Below are 26,057 nucleotides of genomic sequence, written 5' to 3' on the forward strand. Positions count from 1 at the left end.
TAAAGAGGCCTAGCTACTTAGGAAAGTTTTTCTTTAATTTTTGTTTCAATATGTTCAAATAATTGATCAACCATCTCAACTTTTGGTGATCCTCCTTGAGCAAAAGACGGCTTTCCACCGCCACGCCCTTCGAGTGGAGCAAGGATTTCTTTTAAAAGATCTCCTGCTTTAACTTTAGAGATTAAGTCTTTATGAACCCATACAAATGTCTTTAATGATTTTTCATCTTGTCCAACAAGACAAACAATTTTCTTCTCACCTTTATCAACAAGTTGATCTCCAATCTCTTTGATCACTTTTGCATCATCAGTCATAAGAGCACTGTAAAAAGTTGATCCATGAGCAGGAAAGCTAACTTCTTTTTTAAAGCTAACACTAGAAGCACTAGCGGCCTTTGCTTCTTTTTTCTTTTTGGCCTGTGCTTTTTTCATATCCTTAAGCTTCGTTACAATCTCATCAGGCTTAACTTTAAGCTCATCAGAAGCTGCACGAAGTTGTCTATTTCTCTCTTGCATAAGCTTAATTGCATTTTCACCTGTTACAGCTTCAATACGACGAATTCCTTTTGCAACAGAAGACTCACTTGCAATGAGAAAAAGTCCAATATCTCCAGTAGCTTTTACGTGAGTTCCCCCACAAAGTTCTACTGATTCCTCTCCAAAAGAAACGACACGAACATCCGATTCATATTTTTCACCGAAAAGGGCCATTGCCCCAGACTCTATCGCTTCATCATAAGGACATAGTTTAACCTGCCCCATCTTATTTTCCATGATCCACTTGTTAACAAGTGTTTCAACTTTTTCTAATTCTTCTTTCGTCACAGCTTGAGGATGTTGAAAATCAAAACGTAAACGATCTTGTCTAACAAGTGATCCCTTTTGAACAGCGTGTTTTCCGAGAATTTCGTGAAGAGCTGAATGCATTAAGTGTGTTGCCGAGTGGTTTCTAATTGTAGACATTCTTGTGTTTTCGTTAACAACGAGAGTAACCTTGTCACTCGATTTAATTTCACCTTCAACGATTTTAGCAATGTGAACGTGCTTATCTTTAACCTTTACAGTATCAACGATCTCGGCCTTACCAGCTTGGGCAGTTACGTAACCTTTATCACCTACTTGTCCACCACTTTCGCCGTAAAAAGGAGTCTCTTTTGTCGTGAATGAAAATTCATCACCAGATGAAACAAATTCAACAACATCAGTTCCCTTAATAATTTTTGTAACAACAGACTCGAATTCAAGATGGTCGTAACCTTTGAACTCCGTAGCATCCCCTTCTTGAAAAATCTCTTCAAGCTTCTCTTGATCATTTGATAGACCACCCTTTCTAGAGATAACACGAGATGCTTTTCTGTGTTCTTCCCAACACTTTTCATACTCATTCATATCAAGTTCAACTTGCGCATCTGAAAGATGAGACTGAATAACTTCAAGAGGAAGACCATGGGTAGAAACGAGATCAAAAGCTTCTTTACCAGAAAACTTCTTAACTCCCTTGGCGAGAATTTCGTCAATCATCGAAAGACCTTTTTCAACGATCGGTGTGAACTCTTCAACTTCTGTATTAATATTAAAAAGAATCGTTTCTTTAGCATTCTTTACTTGTGGGTAGTGATCACCAAGAATCTCAAGCGTTTTCTCTACCATTGAAGTGAAGTCGATCTTCTTAACTTTTTTAGCAATAAGAGCCGCAATAGACTTTCTAATAAGTCTTCTCGGAATATATCCTTGCCCCTCGTTACTTGGCATAACACCTTCACCTAGAATGAACGCTGCCGCTCTTACGTGATCAGCGAGCATTCTTACCTTTCTCATATCCGCTTCATTTTTAGCTCCACCAATGAGTGAATCAGCAAGATCAATAAGTGGCTTCAAAAGATCAGTTTCATAAACAGAGTCATGCCCATTCATAACCATAGCAAGTCTTTCAAGACCTGAACCAGTATCAACAGACTTAAGAGGAAGAGGAATGAACGTTCCATCTTTTTTCTTATTAAGCTCCATAAAAACACCAGCGTTCCAAATTTCAATGTAACGACTTACATCATCAAAGTGTCCGCCTGGTTTATATTCAGGCCCATACTGCGCACCTGTATCAAAGAAAACTTCCGTACATGGTCCACAAGGTCCAGTCTCTCCAGCAGGTCCCCAAAAGTTATCGTCTCCAAGAACAACAATATGATCTTCAGGTACACCACATTTTTTCCATGCTTCAATTGATTCTGTATCGGGCTTAATCCCAAGAGCTTCATTTCCACCATAAACTGTGAAATATAATTTTTCTGGAGGAAATCCTAAACCTTCAACAAGAAGATCATAAGCAAGCTTACAAGCTTTCTCTTTGTAGTAATCACCAATAGACCACGAGCCCATCATTTCAAAAATTGTTAAGTGATGTCTATCTCCCACATCGTCGATATCTTTCGTTCTAATACAAGGTTGAAAGTTACAAAGACGAGGAAGTGGTGGTTGTTCTTTTCCAAGAAAATAATTTTTAAGAGGGGCCATCCCCGAGTTAATAAAAAGAAGGGTTGGATCATTTTGAGGTACAACTGAAGATGCCTTAATCTTCAAGTGATCATTATTTTCAAAGTACTCTAAAAACTTCTCACGAATTTCTAGTGAGCTCATTTTCTTCATCATGTGAACAACCTTTATGCACAGAGTTAATTAAGTAATAAAAATTCCTCATCTTTATACCAAAAGAAACACAACGCATCTAGAGATAGCTCATCAATCTGGTGAAAATTCGCCAAAAGATGATGGCAATCAGGGTAATTCTATGTAGAATCTGGCATATTACTTTAAAATTTATACACTACGCGTTACCGGAGATCGCTATGTTTGAGTATTACAAAAATTTAGGTATTAACACGAACCGAGAGCCAAACAAAATTCATCTAAACTCGGCCCCTGCTTTTCTTATTCAAGAGACAGTAAGAAAAGGAATTGGTCGTCTTACAAAAGATGGTTCACTTGTAGTTTTAACTGGAAAACACACTGGACGCTCGGCCAACGATCGTTACATCGTTAAAGATGAGTCAACTCTCGACACTGTATGGTGGGAAAATAATTTTCTTCCAATGACTCCAGAAATGTTTCAAAAACTAAAAGAAAAAGTAATCGCTTATCACAATGAAGCGCGCGATCTTTATATCACAGAGAGATCTGTTGGAGCTGATGAAACTCACAATCTTGGTGCTCGTCTTGTTACAACAAATCCAAACCACGCCCTTTTCTCTAATCACCTATTCAGAGATAAAATGCGTGAATTTAATGACAGTGATTACACAATTCTTCACGCTCCAGAATTAACTCTTGATGCTAAGGAATTTGAAACAAGATCAGAAACTTGTGTTGTTACTGATATTAAATCTAAAACAACAATCATCGTTGGAACTCTCTATGCTGGAGAAATTAAGAAATCAATGTTTGCAGCAATGAACTACGAGTTACCAACAAGAGGAATTCTTCCAATGCACTCAGGAGCGTCACGTCTTGAGAACATGGAAACATCTGTATTCTTCGGTCTTTCGGGAACAGGGAAAACAACTCTTTCAACAGATGAAGGAACTTATCTCATCGGTGACGATGAGCATGGACTTTCAGATGCAGGTATTTTTAACTTTGAAGGTGGATGTTACGCAAAAACATACAAGCTTTCTAAAGAGACTGAACCAGAAATTTTTGAAGCTTCAAATAAGTTCGGAGCAATGTTAGAAAACGTTGTCATGAATGATGAAACAGCTACTGTAGATTTCTTTGATAAATCAATTGCTGAAAATGGGCGTTCATCATACCCGCTTAATTTCATCGATGAGCTAGAAGAATCTTCAAGAGGAAAACTTCCAAGCCATATTTTCTTCCTATCGGCTGATGCTTTTGGAGTACTTCCTCCCGTAGCACGTCTAACTAAAGAACAAGCAATGTTCTACTTTGTTTTAGGATATACAGCGAAACTGGCTGGAACAGAAATTGGTGTTAAAGAGCCACAAGCGACTTTCTCTCCATGTTTTGGAGCACCTTTTATGCTAAGACACCCATCAGAATATGCAAGACTTCTTGGAGATTACCTCGATAGACATGATATTAAAGTATGGATGATCAACACTGGTTGGACTGGTGGTGCATACGGAACGGGACAACGTTTCCCACTACATATCACAAGACAGATTATCAGAAGTATTCAAGCGAACACTCTGAATGATACTCCAGTAGAGCAAGATCCAATTTTTGGTCTTAACATCCCTGCTGAAGTTAAAGATGTTCCACAAACTCTTCTCGCTCCACAAAAGACTTGGCCAAATACAAATGACTACACAGCTAAAGCTGAGGAGTTGGCCCTTTCTTTCCATGAGCAAATGAAAAAGTTTGGAGACTTCTATGACGTAAACATTGAAGGGGCACCTCTTCATGGTCGTAAATAATCTTAAAAGACTTCTTTTAAAGATATTAAAAAAGGGACTGTTTATCGGTCCCTTTTTCTTTTTTCTCATTTTAAATCTCGAAACAAATTTAGTACCAAATGCTCAAAAATTTTTAGCGATCTTCTCTTGGGTTGTTTCTGGCTGGCTCTTTACCCGAGTTCCACTTTTTATAACAGGAATTTTTGGAGTTTGTCTTTCAATCATCATGGGAGTCGCAACGACACAAGAAGCATTTGGCCCTTTTAGCAATCAGATCATCTTTCTCTTTATGGGAGGATTTCTCATTGCTAAAGCACTCGAAGTACTTCGTTTTGATAGAAAGATTGCACTCAATATATTAACTCTGCCACTCATTGCAGGGAATTTCAAAAGAACGATTATGGCCATCTACATCGTCACAGCATTTTTTTCGATGTGGGTTTCAAATACAGCAACAACGGCAATGATGTTACCTATTGTTCTTGGGATTTTAAATAATTTGCACTTAGAAGATGAGAAGTTAAAATCTACTGTTTTACTTGGCGTTGCCTATTCAGCAACAATTGGTGGAATAGGAACTCCCTTAGGCTCTCCTCCCAACCTCATTGCTCTTGGTTTTCTTGAAACTCTTGTAAATATCAAAATTGGTTTCTTTCAGTGGTTTCTCTTTGGGTTTCCACTCGAAGTATTATTTCTCATCATTCTTTATCTTTATACTATTAGAAAGGTACCGAACACCTTAGAGAGATACAATACAGAAGCACTTCTAGAAGAAAAGAAAATGCTACCTCCAATCAACAGACATGAAATGGTTGTCATGTTTATTTTTGCATCGGCCGTTACCCTTTGGTTTTCACCGAGCCTTCTTCCCCTCATTATTGGAAAAGGCCATCCTTTGGTTTCTTTTTTCAAAACAAATATGCCAGCGGGAGTTGTATCTATCTTTTTAGCAAGTCTTCTCTTCATGCTTCCTATAACAGAGAGAGTAAAGATTCTAGGACTCGATGATGCCAAATCTATTGATTGGCCTTCGCTCTTCCTTTTCGGTAGTGGACTTAGTCTCGGTGGAATACTTTTCAAAACAGGTCTTGCTGAAGCATTCTCAAATGCACTTTTCAGTGGCGTTACAAGTGAAAGCTTTATTTATATTCTATGTTTTCTCGTTTTTGTCACAATATTTACAACGGAACTAGCTTCAAATACAGCAAGTGCAAATATACTTGTCCCTCTAGTAATTGTAGCTTCAACAAAAGCTGGCTTCTCGCCAAAAATAGCAGCGATTGCTGTTGCTCTTGCCTGTAATATGGCCTTTATGCTGCCTGTAGCGACTCCGCCAAACACAATCATTTATGGCTCCGGAAATGTTAAATTAATCGATATGGTGAAAGAGGGATTCGGTTTGAATCTTTTGGCCTTTGTCTTTTTAGCTGTCGTTATTTTAATAATCAGTTTTTTCTTATAATGACCAAATTGGACCAGAAATATTCACTTTCTGGTCCTCATATTCAATTTTATAAAGAATACAATTCGATATTTGAATTGGTTCAGTTCCCTCTGGCAAAAAGCTATGTATCAAAAGTCTTAAAATTCCACCATGAGAACTAAGGGCAATATGTTCATGCTGATTTTCAGACAACCTCTTCAACATACTAAGACCTCTTTCTAGCGCTAGTCCTTTAGGCTCTCCGCCTGGAAAACAGAACTTATTCGATTCTTCATCGTGATTGATAAAGTTGTTCCATAAATCTGCGCCATACTTTTCTTGGGCATCAATAACTGTTAGTCCCTCTGCCTCACCGAAATCAAGCTCACGTAGCCCCATATCATATTCAATTTCTAGCTTATGATATTGATTAACTAACTCAGCCGTCTTTTGAGCACGAATGAGTGGAGATGAAACAATCATATCTAATGGCAACGACTTCATATGATCTGCAAGCTTAGAGGCCTGCTCGAGACCAAGTTCATTGAGAGGAATATCAGTCTTCCCCTGAAGTCTCTTATTAATATTCCAATCAGTTTGTCCGTGTCGAAAAATATAGAAAGTTGTTTTCATAAATTAAGTGTACGTGATAGTTTAGAGAGGATCAACTGGAGTTAGAATGAGCTATTTTTATTTAAAGGCCTTACACATTATCTTTGTCGTAACGTGGTTTGCGGGACTCTTTTATATCGTACGCCTATTCATCTATCACACAGAGGCAGAGGAAAAACCAGAACCAGAAAAGTCTATCCTTCAAAACCAATTTAAAATTATGGAAAAGAGACTCTGGTATGGAATAACTTGGCCAAGTGCTGTTTTAACAATTCTTTTTGGTCTAAGTCTTTTTCACCACTTTTTCCCACTTACAGAGAATCCTTGGCTTATCGTAAAGTTACTCTTTGTTTTAGGACTGTTTGGGTACCACCTAAGTTGTGGAAAAATCTATAAAAATCTTCAATGTAACAAAATCACACTTTCTAGCACTAAGTTAAGAGTATGGAATGAAGTGGCAACAATATTTCTTGTGGCCATCGTCTTTCTAGTCGTTCTTAAAGATGTTCTAAGTATGGGCTATGGAATCCTAGGACTTATTGCATTTACAGGATTACTCATGTTTGCAATTAAAACCTATAAAAAAGTGCGAGACAAGGATGCGACAAACTAAATTAACAATTATCTTCTTCTCTTTATTAACTCTCCTTTCGAGTTGTAACTTTCTTAAAAAGTCTGCAGGCAAAGAAGAGTTAAGCCAAATAGGAAAACACTTAGAAAGTGTTGATAAGAATCAAATCGATTGGAAAAACAAGTCGCAACAATATTGGAAAGAAAACCTCACTCCCCTACAATACTATGTCACACGAGAACATGGTACAGAAAGGGCCTTCACTGGAGATCTTCTTCATATAAAAGATAAAGGTCATTACCTTTGTTCGAATTGTGGACATGAGCTATTCGATTCACATACAAAATTTGATTCTGGTACGGGGTGGCCAAGTTTCTATGATGTACACAATAAAAAGAACATAACTTTGAAGTCGGATCGTTCATTTGGAATGGTTCGAACAGAAGTTCTCTGTTCTCGCTGTGGAGCACATCTTGGGCATGTTTTTGAAGATGGCCCAGCACCAACAGGTCTTCGCTATTGTATTAATTCAGTTTCTTTAATTTTTAAAAAAGATTAAAACTTTGTCACAAATTCTCTCTTGAATACACTAAAATGATGTAATCAATAGGGAGAAATATGAAAAAGTACTTTTCAAAAATTGGACTTATATTAATTATTGCAATCATCATTGCTCTTGTTAAATATTTTAATATTGAGTCCTACTTCACTCTTAGTTTTATTAAAGAGAATCAGGCCCATTTTCTAAAGTTCTATGAAGAAAATACGATCGCAACGATTCTCTCATATATGATCATTTATATCGCAACAACGGCACTTTCAATACCTGGAGCAACTATTCTAACACTTGCTGGTGGTGGTATTTTTGGACTCTTTAAAGGTACTATAATCGTCTCGTTTGCAAGTACTATTGGAGCAACTCTCGCCTTCTTAGCTTCACGATTTCTTCTTAAAGATTTCGTTCAAAATCGTTTTCAAGAAAAATTAAAACAAATTAATGAAGGAATCGAAAAAGAAGGAGCTTTCTATCTCTTTACCTTGAGATTACTTCCAATTTTTCCATTTTTTCTCATTAATCTTGTGATGGGACTAACTCCCCTTTCGACAGTTAAGTTCTTTTTCGTCTCACAACTAGGAATGCTTCTTGGGACAATCGTCTATGTGAATGCTGGTGTTGAATTAGCTAAGATAGACTCGCTTTCAGGGATACTCTCCCCTAAGCTTATCATCGCCTTTTCTCTTCTTGGTCTCATTCCACTTATTACAAAGAGAGTCGTTGAATATTTAAAAGCGATGAAAGTCTATAAGAAATGGAAAAGACCTCGTTCCTATGACTACAATATGATTTCAATTGGCGCAGGAGCGGGTGGACTCGTTACAAGTTATATAGGGGCCACAGTCAAAGCGAAAGTTGCACTTATTGAAAAACATCAAATGGGTGGAGACTGTCTTAACACTGGGTGCGTTCCCTCAAAGGCACTAATTAAAACAGCAAAAGTAGCCTATATGGCCAAAAATTCGCACGAATATGCAATTGAATCAATTGATTTTAAAGTCGATTTTAAAAAAGTTATGACAAGAATTAAAGAAGTCATTAAGAAGGTCGAACCTCATGATTCAATTGAACGATACACTTCTCTAGGAGTAGATTGTATTCAAGGGAGTGCAAAAATTATTTCTCCATTTGAAGTTGAAGTAAATGGGAAGCGTCTTACAACTAGAAATATAACGATTGCAACGGGTGCAAAACCATTTATCCCAAGCCTTCCTGGAATTGAAAGCGCCTTGAATGATAAATGTATCGTCACAAGTGATACACTTTGGGATCTTCAAGAATTACCAAAAGAGTTTTTAATTCTTGGAGCAGGGCCTATTGGTCTAGAAATGGCACAAAGCTTTGCCAGAATTGGTAGCAACGTTACTGTTGTTGAAATGGCCGACAGGGTAATGATTAAAGAAGATCCCGATGTTTCTAAAGCAGTTCAGTTGAAATTAGAAAAAGAAGGGATCAAATTTTATACAGGTTTTAGGGCCACTGAATTCATAAAAAATGATCGTCACTATTCTTTAGTATGTGAAAGTGAAAATGAAAAAGTTCAACTCGAATTTGATATTTGTCTTCTCTCAATTGGAAGAAAGGCCAATACTTCAAATTTTGGCCTTGAAGATATTGGAATAGAGCTCAATCCAAATGGCACGATTAATACAAATGAATATCTTCAAACAAATTACCCCAATATTTTTGCATGCGGAGATGTAGCAGGTCCCTATCAACTCACCCATACAGCAGCTCACCAAGCTTGGTACTGCGCAGTTAATGGACTCTTTGGTAAGTTTAGAAAATTTAAGGCCGACTACTCTGTCATTCCTTGGGCAACTTACACTGATCCAGAAGTGGCAACAGTTGGTTTAAATGAACAAGAAGCGAAACTTAGAAATATCCCTTATGAGATTACTCGCTACAATATTGATGATCTCGATCGAGCCATTGCCGACAGCGAAGATTACGGCTTTGTTAAAGTTTTAACGAAACCTGGAAGTGACAAAATTCTAGGAGCAACAATTGTTGGACAAAATGCCAGCGAATTAATTATTGAATTTATTAGTGCGATGAAAAATGGGTTTGGTCTCAATAAAATACTTGGCACCATCCACCCCTATCCAACAATGAGTGAGGCCAACAAATACGCTGCAGGAGAATGGAAACGAGCAAGGAAGCCGGATATCTTGTTGAAATTAGTAGAGAAATTTCATTCGTGGAATAGAGGTTAAAGACAACTTAGAACTTAAGATTTTCCTTTTAAATCCGATAAGATAGGTATGAATAAGACCTTTATTATCGCAGTATTATTTACATTAACTTCATGTGCACTCAATGAGGTAAGAACTGAACGGAAACCAAGTTCACTTCTTTCATGTTTTCACCTCTATAAAACTCTCGTAAAAGCAAAAGATAAAAGGGTTTCACTAGAAAGTTCTGAGAATTTTAGCGACCTTGCTATTGGAATGTATGGAAGTGAAGAAAATTTAACACCACTTCTCAAAGAGGCCATTAGTTCACCTTTTCTACAGAGAGTAGGTCTTAGCGAAGAATATATTTCGACTTTAGAGTTTTCTCCAAGTGATAGCCGAGATGATAAGCTAGCTCTTTTTCTTTCAAAAATTTTCGTTGAATTTAATGATGTGAATAAGAAAAATTACTTTCCAGATTTTTTAGGAGCTATTTTACACTTAGAAGATGTCGATACTTTTACGAGAAAAACAATAGTCGATCGTGTTACGGAATCAACAGATAATCAAAATGTCAAAGACACAACAAGGGTTCTTCTCTTAGATTCATACAATACTGTTAAGAGAGAAAATGCAAAGAAGATGACCTCCAGAGTCGCCAATGCTTTTCACATTAGCTCTAATGACTACTACTTCTCTTTTCTAGGTAAGATTCAATCTCCCTACGAATTTCGAGTTGCTATAAAGAGAATGAATAACACCTCACAAATGAATGACTTCACTTACACTCAATTACTAAAGTCACCCTTTGCAAAAAGATTAGGTCTTGAAAAAAAGGATCTTAAAAGAATTAAAAAAGAACTTAAAGGCCTAAAAGTAGCTACAGATTACAACGTATCAAGTGCTATTCAAGAGGCACTACCTGTCTTTCTTTTACATAAGAGCATTAATGATATCGATTTCTTTGATAAAGAATTAGTTGCCCAGCCAGTTAAGGACCAATGTAAATGGGGATCATGCTGGACTTTTAGTAGTACATCTTACCTAGAGTTTCTCTACAAGAAAGAATTTAATAAAGAGATAGAACTGAGCGCTGATTACACATACCACATGCACTTATATGAAGAAGCAAGATTTTATGTAATGGGTTATCACGATAAGATCAGAGAAGGTGGCCATTATGAAGACTATCGTTTCCTTTCTAAATATGGTCTGATTCCAGAATCGGTCTGGACTCCTGACCCGAAATACAAAAAGGAAAACAAAGAAGAAGTTAAAGAAAAACTTCTTAGCTTACGCAAAAGACTTCAAAGAGAAAAGACCAAATTAAGAACTAAAGTAGAAAGAGACGAATTAGAACAAAGATACATGGACATTATTAGGGAAACAATCTTTGGAAGAAATCAGGAGCCACCTTCTGAATTTGAATTCGAAGGAACAACCTATACGCCTGAAAGCTTCTTTAAAGAACGATTTGAAACTCTCGTTAACTTCTTCCATAGTAAGCGATTTGTTAATCCGAGATTAAAAAACTATAAGAAAGATATTAAAAGTCCTCTACAAACGATTTCTAATATTGGCAGTTTTTTTAAACATAAGATTGATTTTCTTAGAACAGATAATAAACAAAAAATTGAAGCTTTAAAAAGTATTAAAAAGGCAATCGATAATGGGGAACCAATTCTTCTCGATCATAAGACGTTTGAAAGAGGTTCAAGTTATGTTAATGATTTTGAAGAAAAGGAGCTCGTTCGCGGTCCTTATAGATTTAGCACCGACTCTTCAACGAATTATAAAACAAACAACATGTCTCATCAGCAAGTAATTGTCGGCTATGAGCTCGATAAAAATGGAGAGATTGCTTCACTGAAGCTACTAAACTCATGGGGCGAAAAGAATGGCCTAAAAGGATATTACTATTTAGACCGAGAATATTTTCTTCGCTTTGCTAAAAGAGTTATCTTTCATAGAAACTTTTCTGATTCAGCTGCTAATGAGGATTAGTTTTCAAGTTCAATGAGACGTTTCTCATATATATTATTTTTAGCTTCAAGCTCTTCACTTAATTCTTCCAACTCAAAGAAAAGAGCTTCGACCTTTTCATTAATTTTAGCGATTTCTAGCCCAAGTTCATTAATTTTAGTGCCATTTCCTTCAGTTGAAGCTATTAGCATTTCTTTATTTTTTAACTCAAGAAAGTTCTCTAAAACAGTAATGTTATTTTCTAATTCTTCTACCTTTGCATTCATTGGCCCAAGAGATTTAGATTTCTCTTGAATAATCTCTTGCCTGAGCTTTTGAATTTCTTTCTTAGACTTCTTTGATTTTTTTGGAGATTCACTAACTTCTTCTGATTCCCATCCAATTTTTTCTAGAAATTCATCATAGGTCCCATCAAAATACTCGGCGGTTCCCTCATGAAAAATAACAAGTTTATTACAGATCTTTCTAAGAAGAGCTTCACTGTGGGTTACAATTAAAACAGCACCCTCAAAATCGACAATAGATTCGCCAAGCGCCGCAATTGATTCCATATCAAGGTGGTTTGTTGGCTCATCTAGAAAGAGTAAATTAGCCGGTCCAGCAAGAATTTTTCCAAGCATGACACGACTCTTCTCTCCCCCAGATAAAACTCTTACTTTCTTATCTGCGAGATCTCCTTCAAACATCATCGTTCCACAAATATTACGAACCTGTGTTGAAGAAAGATCAGGATTGACCTCCTGAACTTCAGAAACAATCGTATTATCATCATGCAATCTCTTAATATTAGTTTGTCCAAAATGCCCTACGATTGTAGCTTGATGCTTTTGAATAGAGCCACTAAAAGCTTCTAACTCATTATTTAATACATTTAATAATGTCGACTTCCCTTTTCCATTTTTTCCTATAATCCCTATTCGATCATTTTTTCCAACGTGGAAATTTAAATCTCTAAAGAGAAGTTCGTCTTTATTTCTAGAATATGAAAATGAGAGGTCTTCAACTTCCATCAAAATTTTCGCAGGCGTATCTTTGTAATGAAAAGAAAAGTCTAAACTTTTTTCAACAGCAAGCGCATCGATGGTATCCATTTTTTCAATTTGTTTTAATCTCGATTGAGCTTGAGCGGCCTTCGAGGCCTTGGCCCTAAACTTATCGACAAACTTCATCAGCTCTTGCTTCTTTCTCTCTTGATTTAGTCGCGTTTGCTCATGAATTTCTTCTTCCATGACAATTTGCTCATAGTACTTTGCAGTATCACCTTTAATCTTACGAAGAGTGTTACGACTAATCCCCATAACATGAGTGACGACACCATCCATAAAGTCACGGTCGTGGGTAATAATAATAACTTCACCGGGAAAGTTATTAAGAAAGTTTTTAAGCCATCGCAAGGAAACAATATCTAAGTAGTTGGTTGGCTCATCAAGAAGTAAAAGATTCGGTTCAGTTAGAAGTGCCTTACACAAATTAATTCTAACTTGGTAACCACCGGAAAAAGACTTCGGATCTTTTTCTAGATCTTCTTGTGAAAACCCTAGACCAAAGAGAATCTTCTCGGCCTTATATGTATTATATTTTTCCTCTTCACTGAGTGAAAGACAGCATTCATCCAAAACTGTCTTCTGTTGGAAATTTATATGCTGCTCGAGAGCTCCTAACTTGTAACCCTTTGGAATCTTCACTTCTCCAGAATCTGGTGCTTCCTGTCCTAACAAAATCCTAAAAAGAGTCGACTTTCCGGCTCCATTTCGCCCTACTAATCCTATCCTTTCACGAGGTGATAGGTTGAAAGAGACGTCGTCAAAGACAACTTGAGAACCGTAATGCTTGGAAAGCCCATTTACTTGGATCATTTTCTTCAAAAACTCCTAAAATAAGGTTACAAATCTTCCAAGTCAGACTACACTAATTGAGAAAAATTGACCAATCCCCCTTAAAGGAAATTACTTTATGACATCTTCTTTGCACCTAAAGAACATTGCCGTAGTTGCGCACGTTGACCACGGAAAAACGACACTCGTGGACGAGCTTTTAAAACAATCAAACACTTTTGACGACAGAGCGGAAATCTCAGAAAGAGTTATGGACTCTGGTGATATCGAAAAAGAAAGAGGTATCACAATTACGGCCAAGAACTGTGCCATCCAATGGAAAGATGTCAAAATCAACCTACTCGATACTCCAGGCCACGCCGACTTTGGTGGTGAAGTTGAGAGATCTCTTATGATGGTTGATGGTGTTCTTCTTCTAGTTGACGCTTCAGAAGGGCCACTTCCACAAACGCGTTTTGTTCTTCAAAAAGCAATGGAAAGAAATATTAAAATTGGTGTTGTCATCAACAAGATCGACAGACCAGATGAGAGAATCGAAGAAGTTAAAGGTGAAATTGAAGACCTACTTCTAGACCTAGCTTCAATTCTTAACATTGAAGATTTCGATCTCGATATCCCAATGCTCTATGCTTCTGCAAAAGAAGGATGGGCAACTCTTGATCCAGCAGAAAAAAGAGAAGACATGCTTCCAATTCTAGATTTCATGGTTAGTGACTTTTTTCACGAGCCAAAAATCACTGAAGGTGATGATCTTCAACTTCTTGTTACAAACCTTGCTTACTCAAAATACCTTGGTCAGCTAGTTGTTGGTCGTATTCAAAGAGGTTATGTTGAAAAGCATCAACAAGTTACTTGTCTTGATGAAAATGGGAAAAACAAAAACTTCAAAGTAACAAACGTTCAAGTATACGATGGTCTTGGAATGAAAGACGTAGATAGAGCTGTAGCAGGTGAAATCGTTATCGTTGCCGGATACAATGACTCAAAAATTGGTGACACGATTGCTTCTGGAAGCAACGAAGCTCTTCCAAGAATTACAGTTGAGCCACCGACAGTTGCTGTTAACGTTTCTGTTTCAACTTCTCCTCTTTCAGGAAGAGAAGGTGAATACCTTACTTCAAGAAAGCTAGAAGAGTTTCTTCAAGAAGCATGTAAGCTTAACGTTGCCCTTCAGTATGAAGGAACAGATGATCCGAAAGTTTACAAGCTAAAAGGTCGTGGAGAACTTCAACTTGCTATCGTTTTCGAAGAACTAAGAAGAAGTGGATACGAGCTTATGGTTTCTAGACCAGAAGTTCTTTTTAAAGAAGAAGATGGAAGAAAGACAGAACCATACGAAAGAGTTGTTCTAGATGTTCCAAATGATTCAACAGGTGCTATTACAGAAAAACTAGCGATTAGAAAAGGGATCATGCAAACAATGATGCCTCTTGGTGAAGATAGAACAAGAATGGAATTTGAAGTTCCTTCTCGTGGCCTTATTGGTTACCGCTCTACATTCCTAACAGATACTCGTGGAGAAGGTCTTATGTCTTCTGAGTTTCTTGGATACCGTCCGCACGCTGGTGATATGCTTGCTCGTCAAAACGGAGCGATCATTGCTGACCGTGGAGGAAAAATTACTCCTTACGCTCTTTTCAACTTACTTAACAACGGTAAATTCTTTGTTGAACCAGGTGATGAGTGTTACGAAGGTATGGTTATCGGAGAGCACAATAGATCAAACGATGCCAACGTTAACTGTGTTAGAGAGAAACACCTAACAAGTGTTAGAACGGCTGGTAAAGATGACAACATCATCCTTCCTCCTGTTCCACCAAAAACACTTGAGTGGGCACTAGACTGGATCGATAATGATGAATGGGTTGAAGTAACGCCTGAGAACATCAGAATTAGAAAGAAAGTTCTCGAGCAAAACAAGCGTTCTGTTATTAGACGTGAAAAGAAAAAAGAAAATTAATAGAAAAGGCCTCGCAATTTGCGGGGCTTTTTTTTTGCTTTTTTTACAAAAGACAGGCTTAATTGAAACAAAAAATAGGCAAAAGACAGAATCAATCCAAAATAAAGAACTTTATTCCATCTAAAATATTATAAATATATAACCTTTCTAAATGTGAAGATTCATTCTTAATTCTTATATATTGAACTAGTTAAATCAGCCTTTTTTCATCAAGAAATCTTACTCTAAAAAATTAAATGAAAAGAATTGACTTCAACGTGTGATAAGATTAAAAATACAGTACTTAGAGTCGAAAACTAAAGAACGAGGTACGTATGCACGCCACGAAAGAAGATTCACTTCACGTAACAATTGTAGATGATGTTTATAACAACCTACTAAGTTACAAAGAATTATTGGATGGAGAATTTGAACTAGAATTAATTCAAAATCCACTAGAGCTTTTAGGATTTCTTAATAGCGCTAAAACAGATTTAGTTATTCTTGATCTTCATATGCCAAATGTGAATGGTTTTGAATTGTACGCAAAGTTTAAAGACACTCATCCAGGTCTTCCAGTAATTTTTCTTACAGGTGATCCATCTGAAGAAGCCGTAGTTGAAGGACTAAACTTAGGTGCTGAGGACTTTATCGTTAAGCCTGTTTCTCTTAAGGAACTCGTTGCACGTATAAGAAATAAGATTGCAAATAAGAAAGGTAAAAAGAAAGATACTAATGTTATTAAGTATCCGGAATTTTCACTACACACAGAAATTCAAATGGCCGAGATTGGAGAAAAGAAAATCCAACTAACACCAATTGAATTTAAGATTATTCACTTATTAGCAAGAAATCCTAATAAGATTTTCTCAAGAGAGTATATTACGAACTTGGTTTGGCCAAATGTGCATGTTCAAAACCAAAATATTGATACTCACCTTTCTAACTTGAGAAAGAAGCTTCGTCCGTTCTCACAATATATAAAGACAATTAAATCCAGAGGTTACATCCTTAGGGTTTAATATACCAAGGCCCTCTAAATAGAGGGCCTCTAACTTATTCTAAAACTGCTTCAATTTCATTCTTCAAATATTCAAGACCATCTTTTACACCACTTCCGTAACCTTTATCTTGAGACACTTTAAGTTCCTCTATAAGAGCCGTTAAGCTTTTATTTTGAAGTTCATCTTCAGTACAAACAACAGAACCACAAAGCTCTTTTGCGGCCATCGCATTATGGTATTGTTCATTTTTTTGAGCGATCTTTAGAGGAATAAAAATACTCTTCTTCTTTAGGGCCATAAGCTCACATACTGTTCCAGCCCCTGCTCTTGAGAGAATCACTTCAGCTTTTTTAAAGAGATCAATCATCCCTTCTTGGACAAAATCCAAGGCTAAATAAGACTCATCATTGAAACTCTCATATTCCTTTAAAAAGTTTTTTCCAACTTGATGAATAACAACGTATTGCTCTTTTAACTCATCTAAAACTTCTTTGATTCTTTCATTAATAAGTAGTGAACCATTTCCTCCACCTGTAATGAAAAAAAGTGGTTTATCAATAGTAGATAAATCAATGTGTTTGAAAGTCTTCACTCTCAGCTGATGATCAAAGCATTCTGAACGAACAGGATATCCTGAATAAAAAGCATTTCCTTTTATAAATTTCAAAGATTCTTCGAAAGAGACGAAAACCTTATTAGCAAAATAAGAACTCACTTTATTAGCAAGTCCCATTCTTGTCGTTTGCTCATGAACGTAGACTTTCTTTCCCGTTATTTTTCCAGCAATGACAACTGGAACAGAAACAAATCCCCCCGTTGAAAAGATCACGGTGTCCTTAGACGAGTAACTGAGAAGTTTAATAAAACTCTGTATTAGCCCTAAACCTATTTTAAAAATGTCTTTAACATTTTCAAAAGATAAGTATCTACGAATCTTTCCAGTTGAAATTCCAATATAGCGATCAACTTGCTCTGGAACAATTGTCGACTCAATCCCCTTGTAAGAACCAAAGTAAACAATTTGATAATTTTTCTTTGATTCCTTTAATTTTTGAATGATTGTTAAGGCCGGGATTACATGCCCCCCACTTCCGCCACCAGTAAAAATAATCGTTTTCATCTATATTCCTTAACTTTTTTAATTTTTATTTTTTTAAAGCAAATTATGCCTCTTAAAAACGAGGAAGTCATTTAACTCATCAAAGCCCACCACATGTCGTTCAGTAGATTAAGAAAAATTCTAATCTAGGAGTACAAAATGAGACTATCATTTCTCATGATACTGGCTTTTTTAATTTCTGTAAAAGTTAGTGCTGCCCCAAAAAGCGATAAAATCTCAATTAACAATTTAAGTATGAGCTATGAAAGAGGGATCGGAGAAGGCTCATTCAGCGCATTCAATTTCTACGATTATCAATATAACCGTCCTATGGTTTTTGAAACACAATACAATGGAACTGAAGTCATTTTTAACTTAGAAGACGAGCAAGTGGTTATTAATGATGAAAATGGACTACTAAGCATTCTTGCAAGTACAAAGATCAAAGGATTAAATCTGGAGAATACTAGTTCAGAAATAAAGGGTAATCTCTCCACTTTCCGTGCAGTAAGTGAGACAAAGGATGTGTTCTTAAATAATGTAGGTGCTCATTGTAAACTCATCACAAAACCAACAAATCTTAGAGATGTAGATTATTATCTTACAAACTGCCTAACTGATGCGACAATTAATATCTCAAAAATTGATCTTTCGACACAAGAGAAAAGTCTCTTTAGAGATGTCCTTATTGAAGCTCTAGAGTTAGAAAAATCAAGTGATACTTCAATTTCAGAGTTAAGTCTCTCAATTAACAAACATAATTATACTCTAACATTAAAAGTTAAAGCTTCCATTACGGCAAAAGTTAAGGTCTATGGAAAAGTAGAATACCTGGAAGGAAGTAATAAAATTCACTTAACAATTACTAAGGCAAAAGCTTCATTTTTTAACATAACAAATAAAGTCTTCGAAGCCCTTAAGAGTAAAGAGAGTGAAAAATTGAAGGTTCAAAGACCTCATGTTTATTATTCTCTTGAATAGTCTGCGATATCTTGTGCTGCTGCGTGGGCCGATGCCCACGCCCACTGGAAGTTAAATCCTCCAAGCCATCCCGTAACATCGAGAACTTCACCAACAAAATAAAGCCCTTCGACTTTCTTACTTTCTAAAGTTTTAGATGAAACATCATCAGTTGAAACTCCACCTCTAGTTACCTCGGCCTTACGATAACCTTCAGTTCCTTTAGGCGAGAACGTCCATTGATTGACGGCCAGAGAAATAGACTCAATATCTTTCCCTGACAGACCTGCAATGAATGTCTTCTCGTCTTTCATATAAAGAGAACACCATTTCTTTACAAAACGATCTGGCAGGTGGCGCTTTAGTAAATTTGGAACCGTTAATCTCGATCCCTTTTTCTTCAAATTTATCAGTTCTTCAAATAAGTGAACCTTAGGTAAGAAGTTAATTGTAACGATATCTTTTGGTTTCCAATGAAGTGACACTTGTAAAATAGCTGGACCACTAAGACCTTTGTGCGTAAAGAGAACACTCTCCTCAAAACGAGCACCATTAGTTTCACAAACAGTCTCCATTGAGATTCCAGAGAGTTCAGAATGTCCTTCAAGTATCTCGTCGGATAAAGTAAAAGGAACAAGCCCTGGACGAGTTTCAATGATTCGATGACCAAAGCTCTTGGCTATCTTATAACCAATATCTGTTGCTCCTATCGTTGGAATTGAAAGTCCTCCGGTTGCAACAATAACTTTTTTCGCTTCAAAAACTTGCTTATCTGTTTGAACTCTAAAATTCTCATCATTTTTAGCGACTTCTAGAACTTTTGTTTTTAACAAGATCTCTACATTTTGAGTTTTATTACATTCTTTTTGTAACATAGCGATGACCTCTCGGGCCGAGCCGCTACAAAAAAGCTGTCCAAGTTTTTTTTCGTAGTAATCGATATTGTGTTGATAGATAAGATCGATGAAATCCCAAGGGGAATATCGTGCCAATGAGGATTTTGCAAAATGAGGGTTTTCACTTACAAAATTTTTCGGTTTTGTGTGGAGGTTAGTGAAATTACACTTACCTCCACCCGAGATAAGGATTTTACGCCCTATCTGTTTGTTATGTTCTAGAAGCAGGACTTTTTTCTTCATTGTCCCACATAAATAAGCACTCATGAGTCCAGAAGCACCTGCTCCTAAAACGATAACATCATACATAATTAATTGTGGTCGTAACTACTTTTTCTATTTCCGTTAGAGTTTCCGCTTGATCTATTTCCACCAAAACGGCTATTTCCTCTACCTTCTCTGTTTCCGTAACCTCCACCGCGGTTACCACCACGACTTCCGCCACGACTTCCACCACGACTTTCACCACGTCCGCCGTCTCTACCACCATCACGACGTCCTCTGAAATTACGTCCACCGCTACGGCTACCACCGCCACGACTTCCACCTCTTCCAGCTTCATTAGAAACTTCAAATTTAACGTTTCTATCGTTAATCATCAGATCTCTAACGGCCATTACTTTATCTTCGTAATGATTAGGTACTTCAATAAATGAGAAACGATCCTTCAGAGAAACGTTTTTAATTTTTCTTGCTTCGATATTAGTTACTTCAGAAATATTATTAACAAGACCCTTGATTGTTAGACCATCTTCACGTCCAACATTTACAAAGAAACGAATGTGGTTAGACTCAAAAGCTCCACCCTTCTTGTTTCCTTTTGGTCCTCTCTCTCTCATTTGAGCATCGAGAACAGGTGTCTCATCAAGTTTTTCCATACTATCTTTAAAGATATATGTATACATAACTTTAAGAAGCTTATCTGCATCGAGGTCTTCAAACTCATCTTTGAATACATCAAAAGAAGCATCCATATCGTCTTTATTACCTTCTACAGCTGTTATAACATCTTCAAATTTAGAAATCGATCTTCTAACCATCGCATCTTTTAAAAGTTCAATGCTTGGAAGTTTCTCACTAAGGATTTGAGCTTTCGTCATACGCTCAACTTGTCTCAGCTTATACATTTCAGATGGCTCTACAATACTGATTGCAATACCTTTTTGACCTGCACGACCTGTACGACCAATACGGTGAACATATGATTCAAGATCTTGTGGAAGACCGTAGTTGATAACGTGAGTAAGATGATCTACATCAATCCCACGAGCAGCAACGTCAGTACAAACAAGAAGCTTTACAGTTTTTTGCTTAAACCTTTTCATCGTAATATCACGGTGTCTCTGGTCCATGTCTCCGTGAAGAGAATCTGTTGGGAAACCACGATCATTAAGTTCATCAGTTAGGTTTTTTGCATCAAGTTTTGTTCTTGTAAAAATAATTCCGTAGTAGTCTTCAAGAGAATCTAGTACACGGCAAACGGCTTCGTTCATATAACGAGGACGAACAGCATAGTACTTTTGAGTAATATTCTCATTACTAAGAGTTTTCTTTTTAATCTTGATTACTTCTGGCTCATTAAGGTAGTTCTTAATAAGATCAAGAATAGCAGGTGGCATAGTTGCAGAGAACATCCACGTATTTTTCTTCTCAGGAAGATGAGAAAGAATTTCTTTAACATCATCGATGAATCCCATATCAAGCATTTCATCTGCTTCATCAAGGACACCAATTTTAGCACTGTCAAGTTTTAGAATACCTCTTTTAAGAAGGTCGAGTACACGACCAGGAGTTCCAATAACAACTTGAGGCTTAAGTTTTTTCAAGTTTCTAACTTGGTTATCAATACTCGTTCCACCGTATACAGACATAACGCGAACTCTCTCGTGAATAGAGAATTTACGCATCTCCTCGCAAATTTGATTTGCAAGTTCACGTGTTGGACTAAGTACCAAGGCCTGAATGTTCTTGTTTTCTCCGTCAATCTTATTGAGTAATGGTAGAGAGAAGGCCGCGGTTTTCCCAGTTCCTGTCTGGGCTTGTCCAACAAAGTCGACGTCGTTTTCAGCTAGAAGCGGCACTGCTGCTTGCTGAATTTCTGTTGGGTTTTCAAAACCACGATCTTCAATTGCAGTTAATAATGTTTCCTTTAAAGGAAAGTCAGCGAATGAGATCGTATTTTCCATAACGAATAAAATCCTAGATTAGAGTAAAAAAAGTTTGTACTTTCCCATACTTAATACGCTGTATCAATCTTTTTTACTAGAGAAAATGAAATATTTATAAAAATAGTTAATTTTTAGACAATCTATTTTTTATTTATGGACTGTAATTTAGGTGACTTAGAATTTATCAATAAAAAAGCCCCTCAACTGTGAGGGGCCCGGGGCTTATTTCAAAAGGCTTTTCAACTTTTCAAGTTCTTTCTTTTCATCGTCAGGAAGAGCTTCCCCACCCGATCCAGAATAGCCAAAGCGGAGCATATTCTCATACTCACCAAGACATTTTTTTGCATAAGGATGTTTCTTAAATTCAGTTACACACTCTTTCAAATAAAGTTCTCCAAGAGAATAAAAGAAGTTAAAACTCAATCTTCTCTCAGCAACTCCCAACCAATAAAGTGCTCTTGGGGCTTCAGGAGACTTTGGTCTAAGATTTAAAAATTTTGTGAGAACACCTGAGGCAGCAAGGAGAACCATATCTTTAGAACCATCACCTAAACTTGCTTCTTCAATTGAAACTAGGTTTTTCTTTTCAAAGTTTCTCAACTCCTCACCATTTGTTAAGACCCAACTCTTATATGATTTAGACATTGCTGTTATTTGATCGCGCCAGTCGATAAAGTCTTCTCTTAGCAAAAGAGGAAGTGTTTTATCTTTTCCATATTTTTCTAAATATTGTAGCGCTCTTTCTGGCTTATAAGAAATCTTCATGTTGATCGTAATCAAACGTTGAAGTGCTTTTCTATAATCATCAGAAGAAACATCTTTTTTAGTAAGTGCATATTTAGTGAGAACTTTCTCAAAGTAACGTGCACTCGAAGTATAATCTCTTAAAAGAAAAAGAAAGTCTGCATACTCCAGATCCTTATCAAAAGAATCTCTTTTAATTTTTTGTAATGATAAGTTAAAGCGATTCGATGACTGCTTCTTTAGCTGTGTATGACAACTCATACAAAGGCCAGATAGTGCCTGAAGTCTATTCCTCGCAAACATCTTATGCTTAGAATTAAAGGCATCTTTTGTATCCGCTAAGTGTGTCTGAATTGTCTCGAGTGATGGTTTAAAGACAACAACATCAAGTCTTGTCGTATGCTTAGCCGTCTTAAAAGCTTTAATAATCGTATCTAATTGGGAATTAATATACTCTTCATTACTTTTATCAGAAAATTTTGAACCATCGTGAATATAAGGAAAGAGATTAACGAATGAATTAAGAGCTCTATTCATAACCACTTTCGTCTGGGCCTTATCACCACCCATATTCATGGCCGATGTATTGATTGAAATAAATGCAAATAGCAAAGCTATCATGCGAATCTGAGTTTTCATAAGTCTCCTTTTTAGCAATACAAATATTGTAAAAGGAATTTTTATGAAAACCCAGACTTAAATCATGTTTTTAAAAAAAGTCTTATGGATTAATCTTGAGCTTTTCAGGCTTCTTATTCTCATCAATTGCAACAAAGCTAAAAGCTCCCTTTACGGCCAGCGTTCTATCAGTGTCATACATATTCTCCATATGCATCTCAACGCTAACTTTCAGGCTTGATGTCCCAACATGAGTTACTTTACCAACAAGTTCAATAATTGTTCCTGAAGGAATTGGCTTTTTGAAGCTCACCTGATCAGAAGAAACGGTAACCATTCTCTGGCGAGAAAAGCGAGTTGCTGTAATAAAAGCGACTTCATCCATCCAATCAAGGGCCTGTCCACCATAGAGGGTGTCATAATGATTGGTTGTATTTGGAAATACGGCCTTCGTAATGACTGTGCGTGATTGCTCAATCTGTTTTTCAAATGACATAATTGTCTCCTTTTCCGCGAGGAAATTCAAAGATACGCGAGAGAAACTCTTCACGACCTAGGCAGGTCTTCGGGCTTGCGGCGCGGCCAAAAAGCAAAGCTTTTTGACGGCCGCTTTACCGCCCTGAGGAGCGAAACCACAGTTTCGATCCGCACAGGCGGCGACCATCGTCGAGCTAAAAACAAAGCCTTTTGATGGCACGCTTTACCGCCCTGAGGAGCGAAACCCCAGTTTCGATCCGCACAGGCGGCGACCATCGTCGAGCTAAAACAAAGCCTTTTGATGGCACGCTTTACCGCCCTAAGGAGCGAAACCCCAGTTTCGATCCGCACAGGCGGCGACCATCGTCGAGCTTAAAACAAAGCCTTTTGATGGCACGATTTATCGCCCTGAGGAGCGAAACCCCAGTTTCGATCCGCACAGGCGGCGACCATCGTCGAGCTAAAAACAAAGCCTTTTAACCAACCTACTCCCCGACTTCCCAAGATATCTCTCAGTGTCTAATGGGTTTCGTTCCACATACCGCTGCGGGACAGCTCCTGATTCACACAGGATTCCCTTTTAAACTCCATGAATCACCAATAGATTCACTTCATACCTAGCGTATTGGCATCATAAAATTAAGTACGTAATTCAGTCAATGTGTAAGGGAATAAGAAAGGAAAGGCCTATACGATGATAGGCCTAATTGTTTTTTAAATTATTTACAATTTGTTAGGACTGTATTTCGCTCGTAACCTTCTTCAGAATAAAGAATTTCACCTTCACCTGTTTCTTTATCAATAAGAATCTCAACAGTATTTTTTGCCCAAGGTAAATGAACATTTCCATCTGGATCAATTGGAGGTCTTACCAGGATTTCACTATTTTTAACATGTAGACCTTCGCTATCATCTTGATAAACTTTTGTTCTCCCTTCATCTCCGAGGATAATGAGATAAGACCCATCTTCTTCTAACATTGAATAATCTTCAGTTTCAGTATCAAATAGAATCTTTCCTTGGTCACAAGTTGCTTTAGTCACGCGTGCAGCGTGAGAAGTCATAGATACTAATAATGTAATTGCTAATAGTGCTTTAATCATAGTCTCTCCTATTTTATATGCATAGTTGTTGCGTTGCTGTTGATATTAAGCGATTCTTGTAAACAATAAAATCCTACAGCCAATATTGAGAGTTTTTTACTTACAAGTCTGTCACTTTTTTTCAACAATTTAAAAGAGCGCTCCTTCTTAAGTACTTATTAATCGCTTTCCTAACTTTAGGATTCTTATGATTATAAGAAAGAACTTCTAACTTAGATCTTCCATAAAAACTTTTATGCTTATCAATTTTTTCTAGGACTATTTCAGCTTCATTTTTTGATGATACTTCTTTTAACTGTTTGATGAGTACTTCAATTTTTCGTTGTTTCTCACCTGATAGATAATCGAGTATATTGAACTTTTCATTAATGAGCGATAAACTTCTAAAAATACCAGGAAAGCCATCCTGTCCCATCGCAAATGACTCAGCACCATTTGAATTTATCCCTACAACTTTTCCTGTTTCCAGATCAATAATAGGACTACCAGACGCCCCTCCAAAAATAAAAAGAGAGCTCGTTATCGCCGTACCTGAAAAACCAACAGGTGACCCAAATGAGAATGTTAAATCAATTTCGCTAATATCTTCATCATTCGTAGTTTTAAAATCTCTTTCCTTGTCACCAGGAAATCCAAGTGTCATCAAATTTCTAGAGATAGAATCTAAGTCAATTTCAAAGCTATCAAAGATAAAATCCTCAGGTGGATTTATTTTGATAAGGCAAAAGTCATTTCTCTCACTACAAGTAAGGACTCTTAAAGCGACATTATAAGATTTTGATTGAGTATTTTTTTGCTTGATTTCGATTATGCATGAACGTCGCTTAACACATTGAGGATTCTCATTGAGAACATGTAAATTAGTTAAGGCATATCCTCTTTTATCGATAAAAAACCCTGTTCCATGGGATTGCGACACCCCACCGAGTCCGTTATCAATTTTAGCCCCCATCATTTGGAAGACATTTCGATAATAAGAAGAATACTTCGTGTTTACTTCGCTAAATGAGACTCTCTTTGAACTAGACTCTTCAGTATTTGAAAAATCAATCTCAAGAGGAAAGGCCATCGCTTGTACTTGTTTAGATCCCATTGACATCATATTTCCATCAATTTCAGCATTGATAGAAATATTAATACTCATTGATCCATCTTCATTTTTTTCTATTCGAGAGCGGGACGAAATCAGATACTCTGGAAAATCATATAATTGCTCTTGGTCCTTTGGTATATTAAGAAACCCATTACTTAATGCCATATTCTTTTTAAAAGCGTCTGACATATTAAAGCTTTTCTCACAATCATTTTGAAAACAAACACCAAATGCAAAGTTATCAACGTCACCACTGATATTGAATGGACTTTTTTCAGTAAGAAGATACTCTTTATCTCCCTCTGAAATAAGATAGACCTGTTCAGCTCTGGCACTAATTCCAAAGGAATATAAAAATAATACGAAGTATAGTAATCTATTCATCTAGTTTTCA

General features: G+C 36.8%; 19 protein-coding genes and 1 riboswitch. Of the genes, 9 read left to right on the plus strand and 10 right to left on the minus strand.

The features are described from left to right. Nucleotides 1-17 precede the first annotated feature (17 nt). Nucleotides 18-2,645 (minus strand): alanine--tRNA ligase, encoded by a 2,628-nt coding sequence (gene alaS / locus HBN50_RS13695; protein WP_273870924.1) that lies wholly within the window; start codon nucleotides 2,643-2,645, stop codon nucleotides 18-20. Between the two features lie 197 nt (nucleotides 2,646-2,842). On the opposite strand from alaS, the gene HBN50_RS13700 reads away from it, so the two are divergent. Both HBN50_RS13700 and HBN50_RS13705 read left to right on the plus strand, forming a co-directional pair. Beyond that, nucleotides 2,843-4,429 (plus strand): phosphoenolpyruvate carboxykinase (ATP), encoded by a 1,587-nt coding sequence (locus tag HBN50_RS13700; RefSeq protein ID WP_273870925.1) that lies wholly within the window; start codon nucleotides 2,843-2,845, stop codon nucleotides 4,427-4,429. Beyond that, nucleotides 4,416-5,870, plus strand: coding sequence for an SLC13 family permease (locus tag HBN50_RS13705; RefSeq protein ID WP_273870926.1), 1,455 nt, complete (start codon nucleotides 4,416-4,418; stop codon nucleotides 5,868-5,870). Before HBN50_RS13700 ends, HBN50_RS13705 begins: the two co-directional genes overlap by 14 nt. Here the strand turns inward: HBN50_RS13705 and HBN50_RS13710 are convergent. Further along, complete coding sequence (locus HBN50_RS13710) at nucleotides 5,865-6,464, minus strand: histidine phosphatase family protein (protein ID WP_273870928.1); 600 nt, start codon at nucleotides 6,462-6,464, stop codon at nucleotides 5,865-5,867. The two genes, HBN50_RS13705 and HBN50_RS13710, sit on opposite strands and share 6 nt — an antisense overlap. Nucleotides 6,465-6,510: 46 nt before the next feature. On the opposite strand from HBN50_RS13710, the gene HBN50_RS13715 reads away from it, so the two are divergent. The 4 genes from HBN50_RS13715 to HBN50_RS13730 all read left to right on the plus strand — a co-directional run bounded on the left by HBN50_RS13715 (nucleotide 6,511) and on the right by HBN50_RS13730 (nucleotide 11,748). Continuing rightward, nucleotides 6,511-7,056: a CopD family protein gene (locus HBN50_RS13715; RefSeq protein WP_273870929.1), complete on the plus strand. Its 546-nt coding sequence runs from the start codon at nucleotides 6,511-6,513 to the stop codon at nucleotides 7,054-7,056. A gap of 124 nt (nucleotides 7,057-7,180) precedes the next feature. Continuing rightward, nucleotides 7,181-7,573 (plus strand): peptide-methionine (R)-S-oxide reductase MsrB, encoded by a 393-nt coding sequence (gene msrB, locus HBN50_RS13720; protein ID WP_443135178.1) that lies wholly within the window; start codon nucleotides 7,181-7,183, stop codon nucleotides 7,571-7,573. A 59-nt stretch (nucleotides 7,574-7,632) separates the two neighbouring features. Beyond that, nucleotides 7,633-9,786: a dihydrolipoyl dehydrogenase gene (gene lpdA / locus HBN50_RS13725; protein ID WP_273870933.1), complete on the plus strand. Its 2,154-nt coding sequence runs from the start codon at nucleotides 7,633-7,635 to the stop codon at nucleotides 9,784-9,786. Between the two features lie 48 nt (nucleotides 9,787-9,834). Next, nucleotides 9,835-11,748, plus strand: a complete 1,914-nt coding sequence (locus tag HBN50_RS13730) for a C1 family peptidase (protein ID WP_273870935.1) — start codon at nucleotides 9,835-9,837, stop codon at nucleotides 11,746-11,748. Here the strand turns inward: HBN50_RS13730 and HBN50_RS13735 are convergent. Beyond that, a complete protein-coding gene (locus HBN50_RS13735; RefSeq protein ID WP_273871519.1) occupies nucleotides 11,745-13,583 on the minus strand; it encodes an ABC-F family ATP-binding cassette domain-containing protein in 1,839 nt (612 codons plus the stop codon). The genes HBN50_RS13730 and HBN50_RS13735 overlap by 4 nt on opposite strands. Nucleotides 13,584-13,680: 97 nt before the next feature. Between HBN50_RS13735 and typA the strand changes: the two genes are divergently transcribed. Together typA and HBN50_RS13745 are read left to right on the plus strand one after the other, a co-directional pair. After that, nucleotides 13,681-15,522 carry a translational GTPase TypA gene (gene typA, locus HBN50_RS13740; protein WP_273870937.1) on the plus strand — a complete coding sequence of 614 codons (1,842 nt, stop codon included), beginning with the start codon at nucleotides 13,681-13,683 and terminating at the stop codon, nucleotides 15,520-15,522. Between the two features lie 314 nt (nucleotides 15,523-15,836). Then, complete coding sequence (locus HBN50_RS13745) at nucleotides 15,837-16,523, plus strand: response regulator transcription factor (protein WP_273870939.1); 687 nt, start codon at nucleotides 15,837-15,839, stop codon at nucleotides 16,521-16,523. Nucleotides 16,524-16,557: 34 nt separating this feature from the next. Here HBN50_RS13745 and HBN50_RS13750 read toward each other — a convergent pair whose 3' ends face one another. Beyond that, nucleotides 16,558-17,625: a UDP-N-acetylglucosamine--N-acetylmuramyl-(pentapeptide) pyrophosphoryl-undecaprenol N-acetylglucosamine transferase gene (locus HBN50_RS13750; protein WP_273870940.1), complete on the minus strand. Its 1,068-nt coding sequence runs from the start codon at nucleotides 17,623-17,625 to the stop codon at nucleotides 16,558-16,560. Nucleotides 17,626-17,763: 138 nt separating this feature from the next. On the opposite strand from HBN50_RS13750, the gene HBN50_RS13755 reads away from it, so the two are divergent. Further along, on the plus strand, nucleotides 17,764-18,585 hold the full coding sequence (locus HBN50_RS13755) for a hypothetical protein (RefSeq protein WP_273870942.1): 822 nt from the start codon (nucleotides 17,764-17,766) through the stop codon (nucleotides 18,583-18,585). Here HBN50_RS13755 and HBN50_RS13760 read toward each other — a convergent pair. The 6 genes from HBN50_RS13760 to HBN50_RS13785 all read right to left on the minus strand — a co-directional run bounded on the left by HBN50_RS13760 (nucleotide 18,570) and on the right by HBN50_RS13785 (nucleotide 26,047). Beyond that, a complete protein-coding gene (locus HBN50_RS13760; protein WP_273870943.1) occupies nucleotides 18,570-19,769 on the minus strand; it encodes an NAD(P)/FAD-dependent oxidoreductase in 1,200 nt (399 codons plus the stop codon). The two genes, HBN50_RS13755 and HBN50_RS13760, sit on opposite strands and share 16 nt — an antisense overlap. 2 nt (nucleotides 19,770-19,771) lie before the next feature. Further along, nucleotides 19,772-21,646 carry a DEAD/DEAH box helicase gene (locus HBN50_RS13765; protein ID WP_273870944.1) on the minus strand — a complete coding sequence of 625 codons (1,875 nt, stop codon included), beginning with the start codon at nucleotides 21,644-21,646 and terminating at the stop codon, nucleotides 19,772-19,774. Between the two features lie 204 nt (nucleotides 21,647-21,850). Next, a complete protein-coding gene (locus HBN50_RS13770) occupies nucleotides 21,851-23,011 on the minus strand; it encodes a hypothetical protein (RefSeq protein WP_273870945.1) in 1,161 nt (386 codons plus the stop codon). Between the two features lie 82 nt (nucleotides 23,012-23,093). Next, nucleotides 23,094-23,486: an acyl-CoA thioesterase gene (locus tag HBN50_RS13775; protein WP_273870946.1), complete on the minus strand. Its 393-nt coding sequence runs from the start codon at nucleotides 23,484-23,486 to the stop codon at nucleotides 23,094-23,096. A 430-nt stretch (nucleotides 23,487-23,916) separates the two neighbouring features. Then, nucleotides 23,917-24,096, minus strand: a riboswitch (cobalamin riboswitch). Nucleotides 24,097-24,186: 90 nt separating this feature from the next. After that, on the minus strand, nucleotides 24,187-24,570 hold the full coding sequence (locus HBN50_RS13780) for a hypothetical protein (protein WP_273870948.1): 384 nt from the start codon (nucleotides 24,568-24,570) through the stop codon (nucleotides 24,187-24,189). Nucleotides 24,571-24,691: 121 nt separating this feature from the next. Beyond that, nucleotides 24,692-26,047, minus strand: coding sequence for a S1 family peptidase (locus HBN50_RS13785; protein ID WP_273870949.1), 1,356 nt, complete (start codon nucleotides 26,045-26,047; stop codon nucleotides 24,692-24,694). Nucleotides 26,048-26,057 lie beyond the last annotated feature (10 nt).

This window comes from Halobacteriovorax sp. GB3, assembly GCF_028649655.1.
GTDB lineage: Bacteria > Bdellovibrionota > Bacteriovoracia > Bacteriovoracales > Bacteriovoracaceae > BSW11-IV.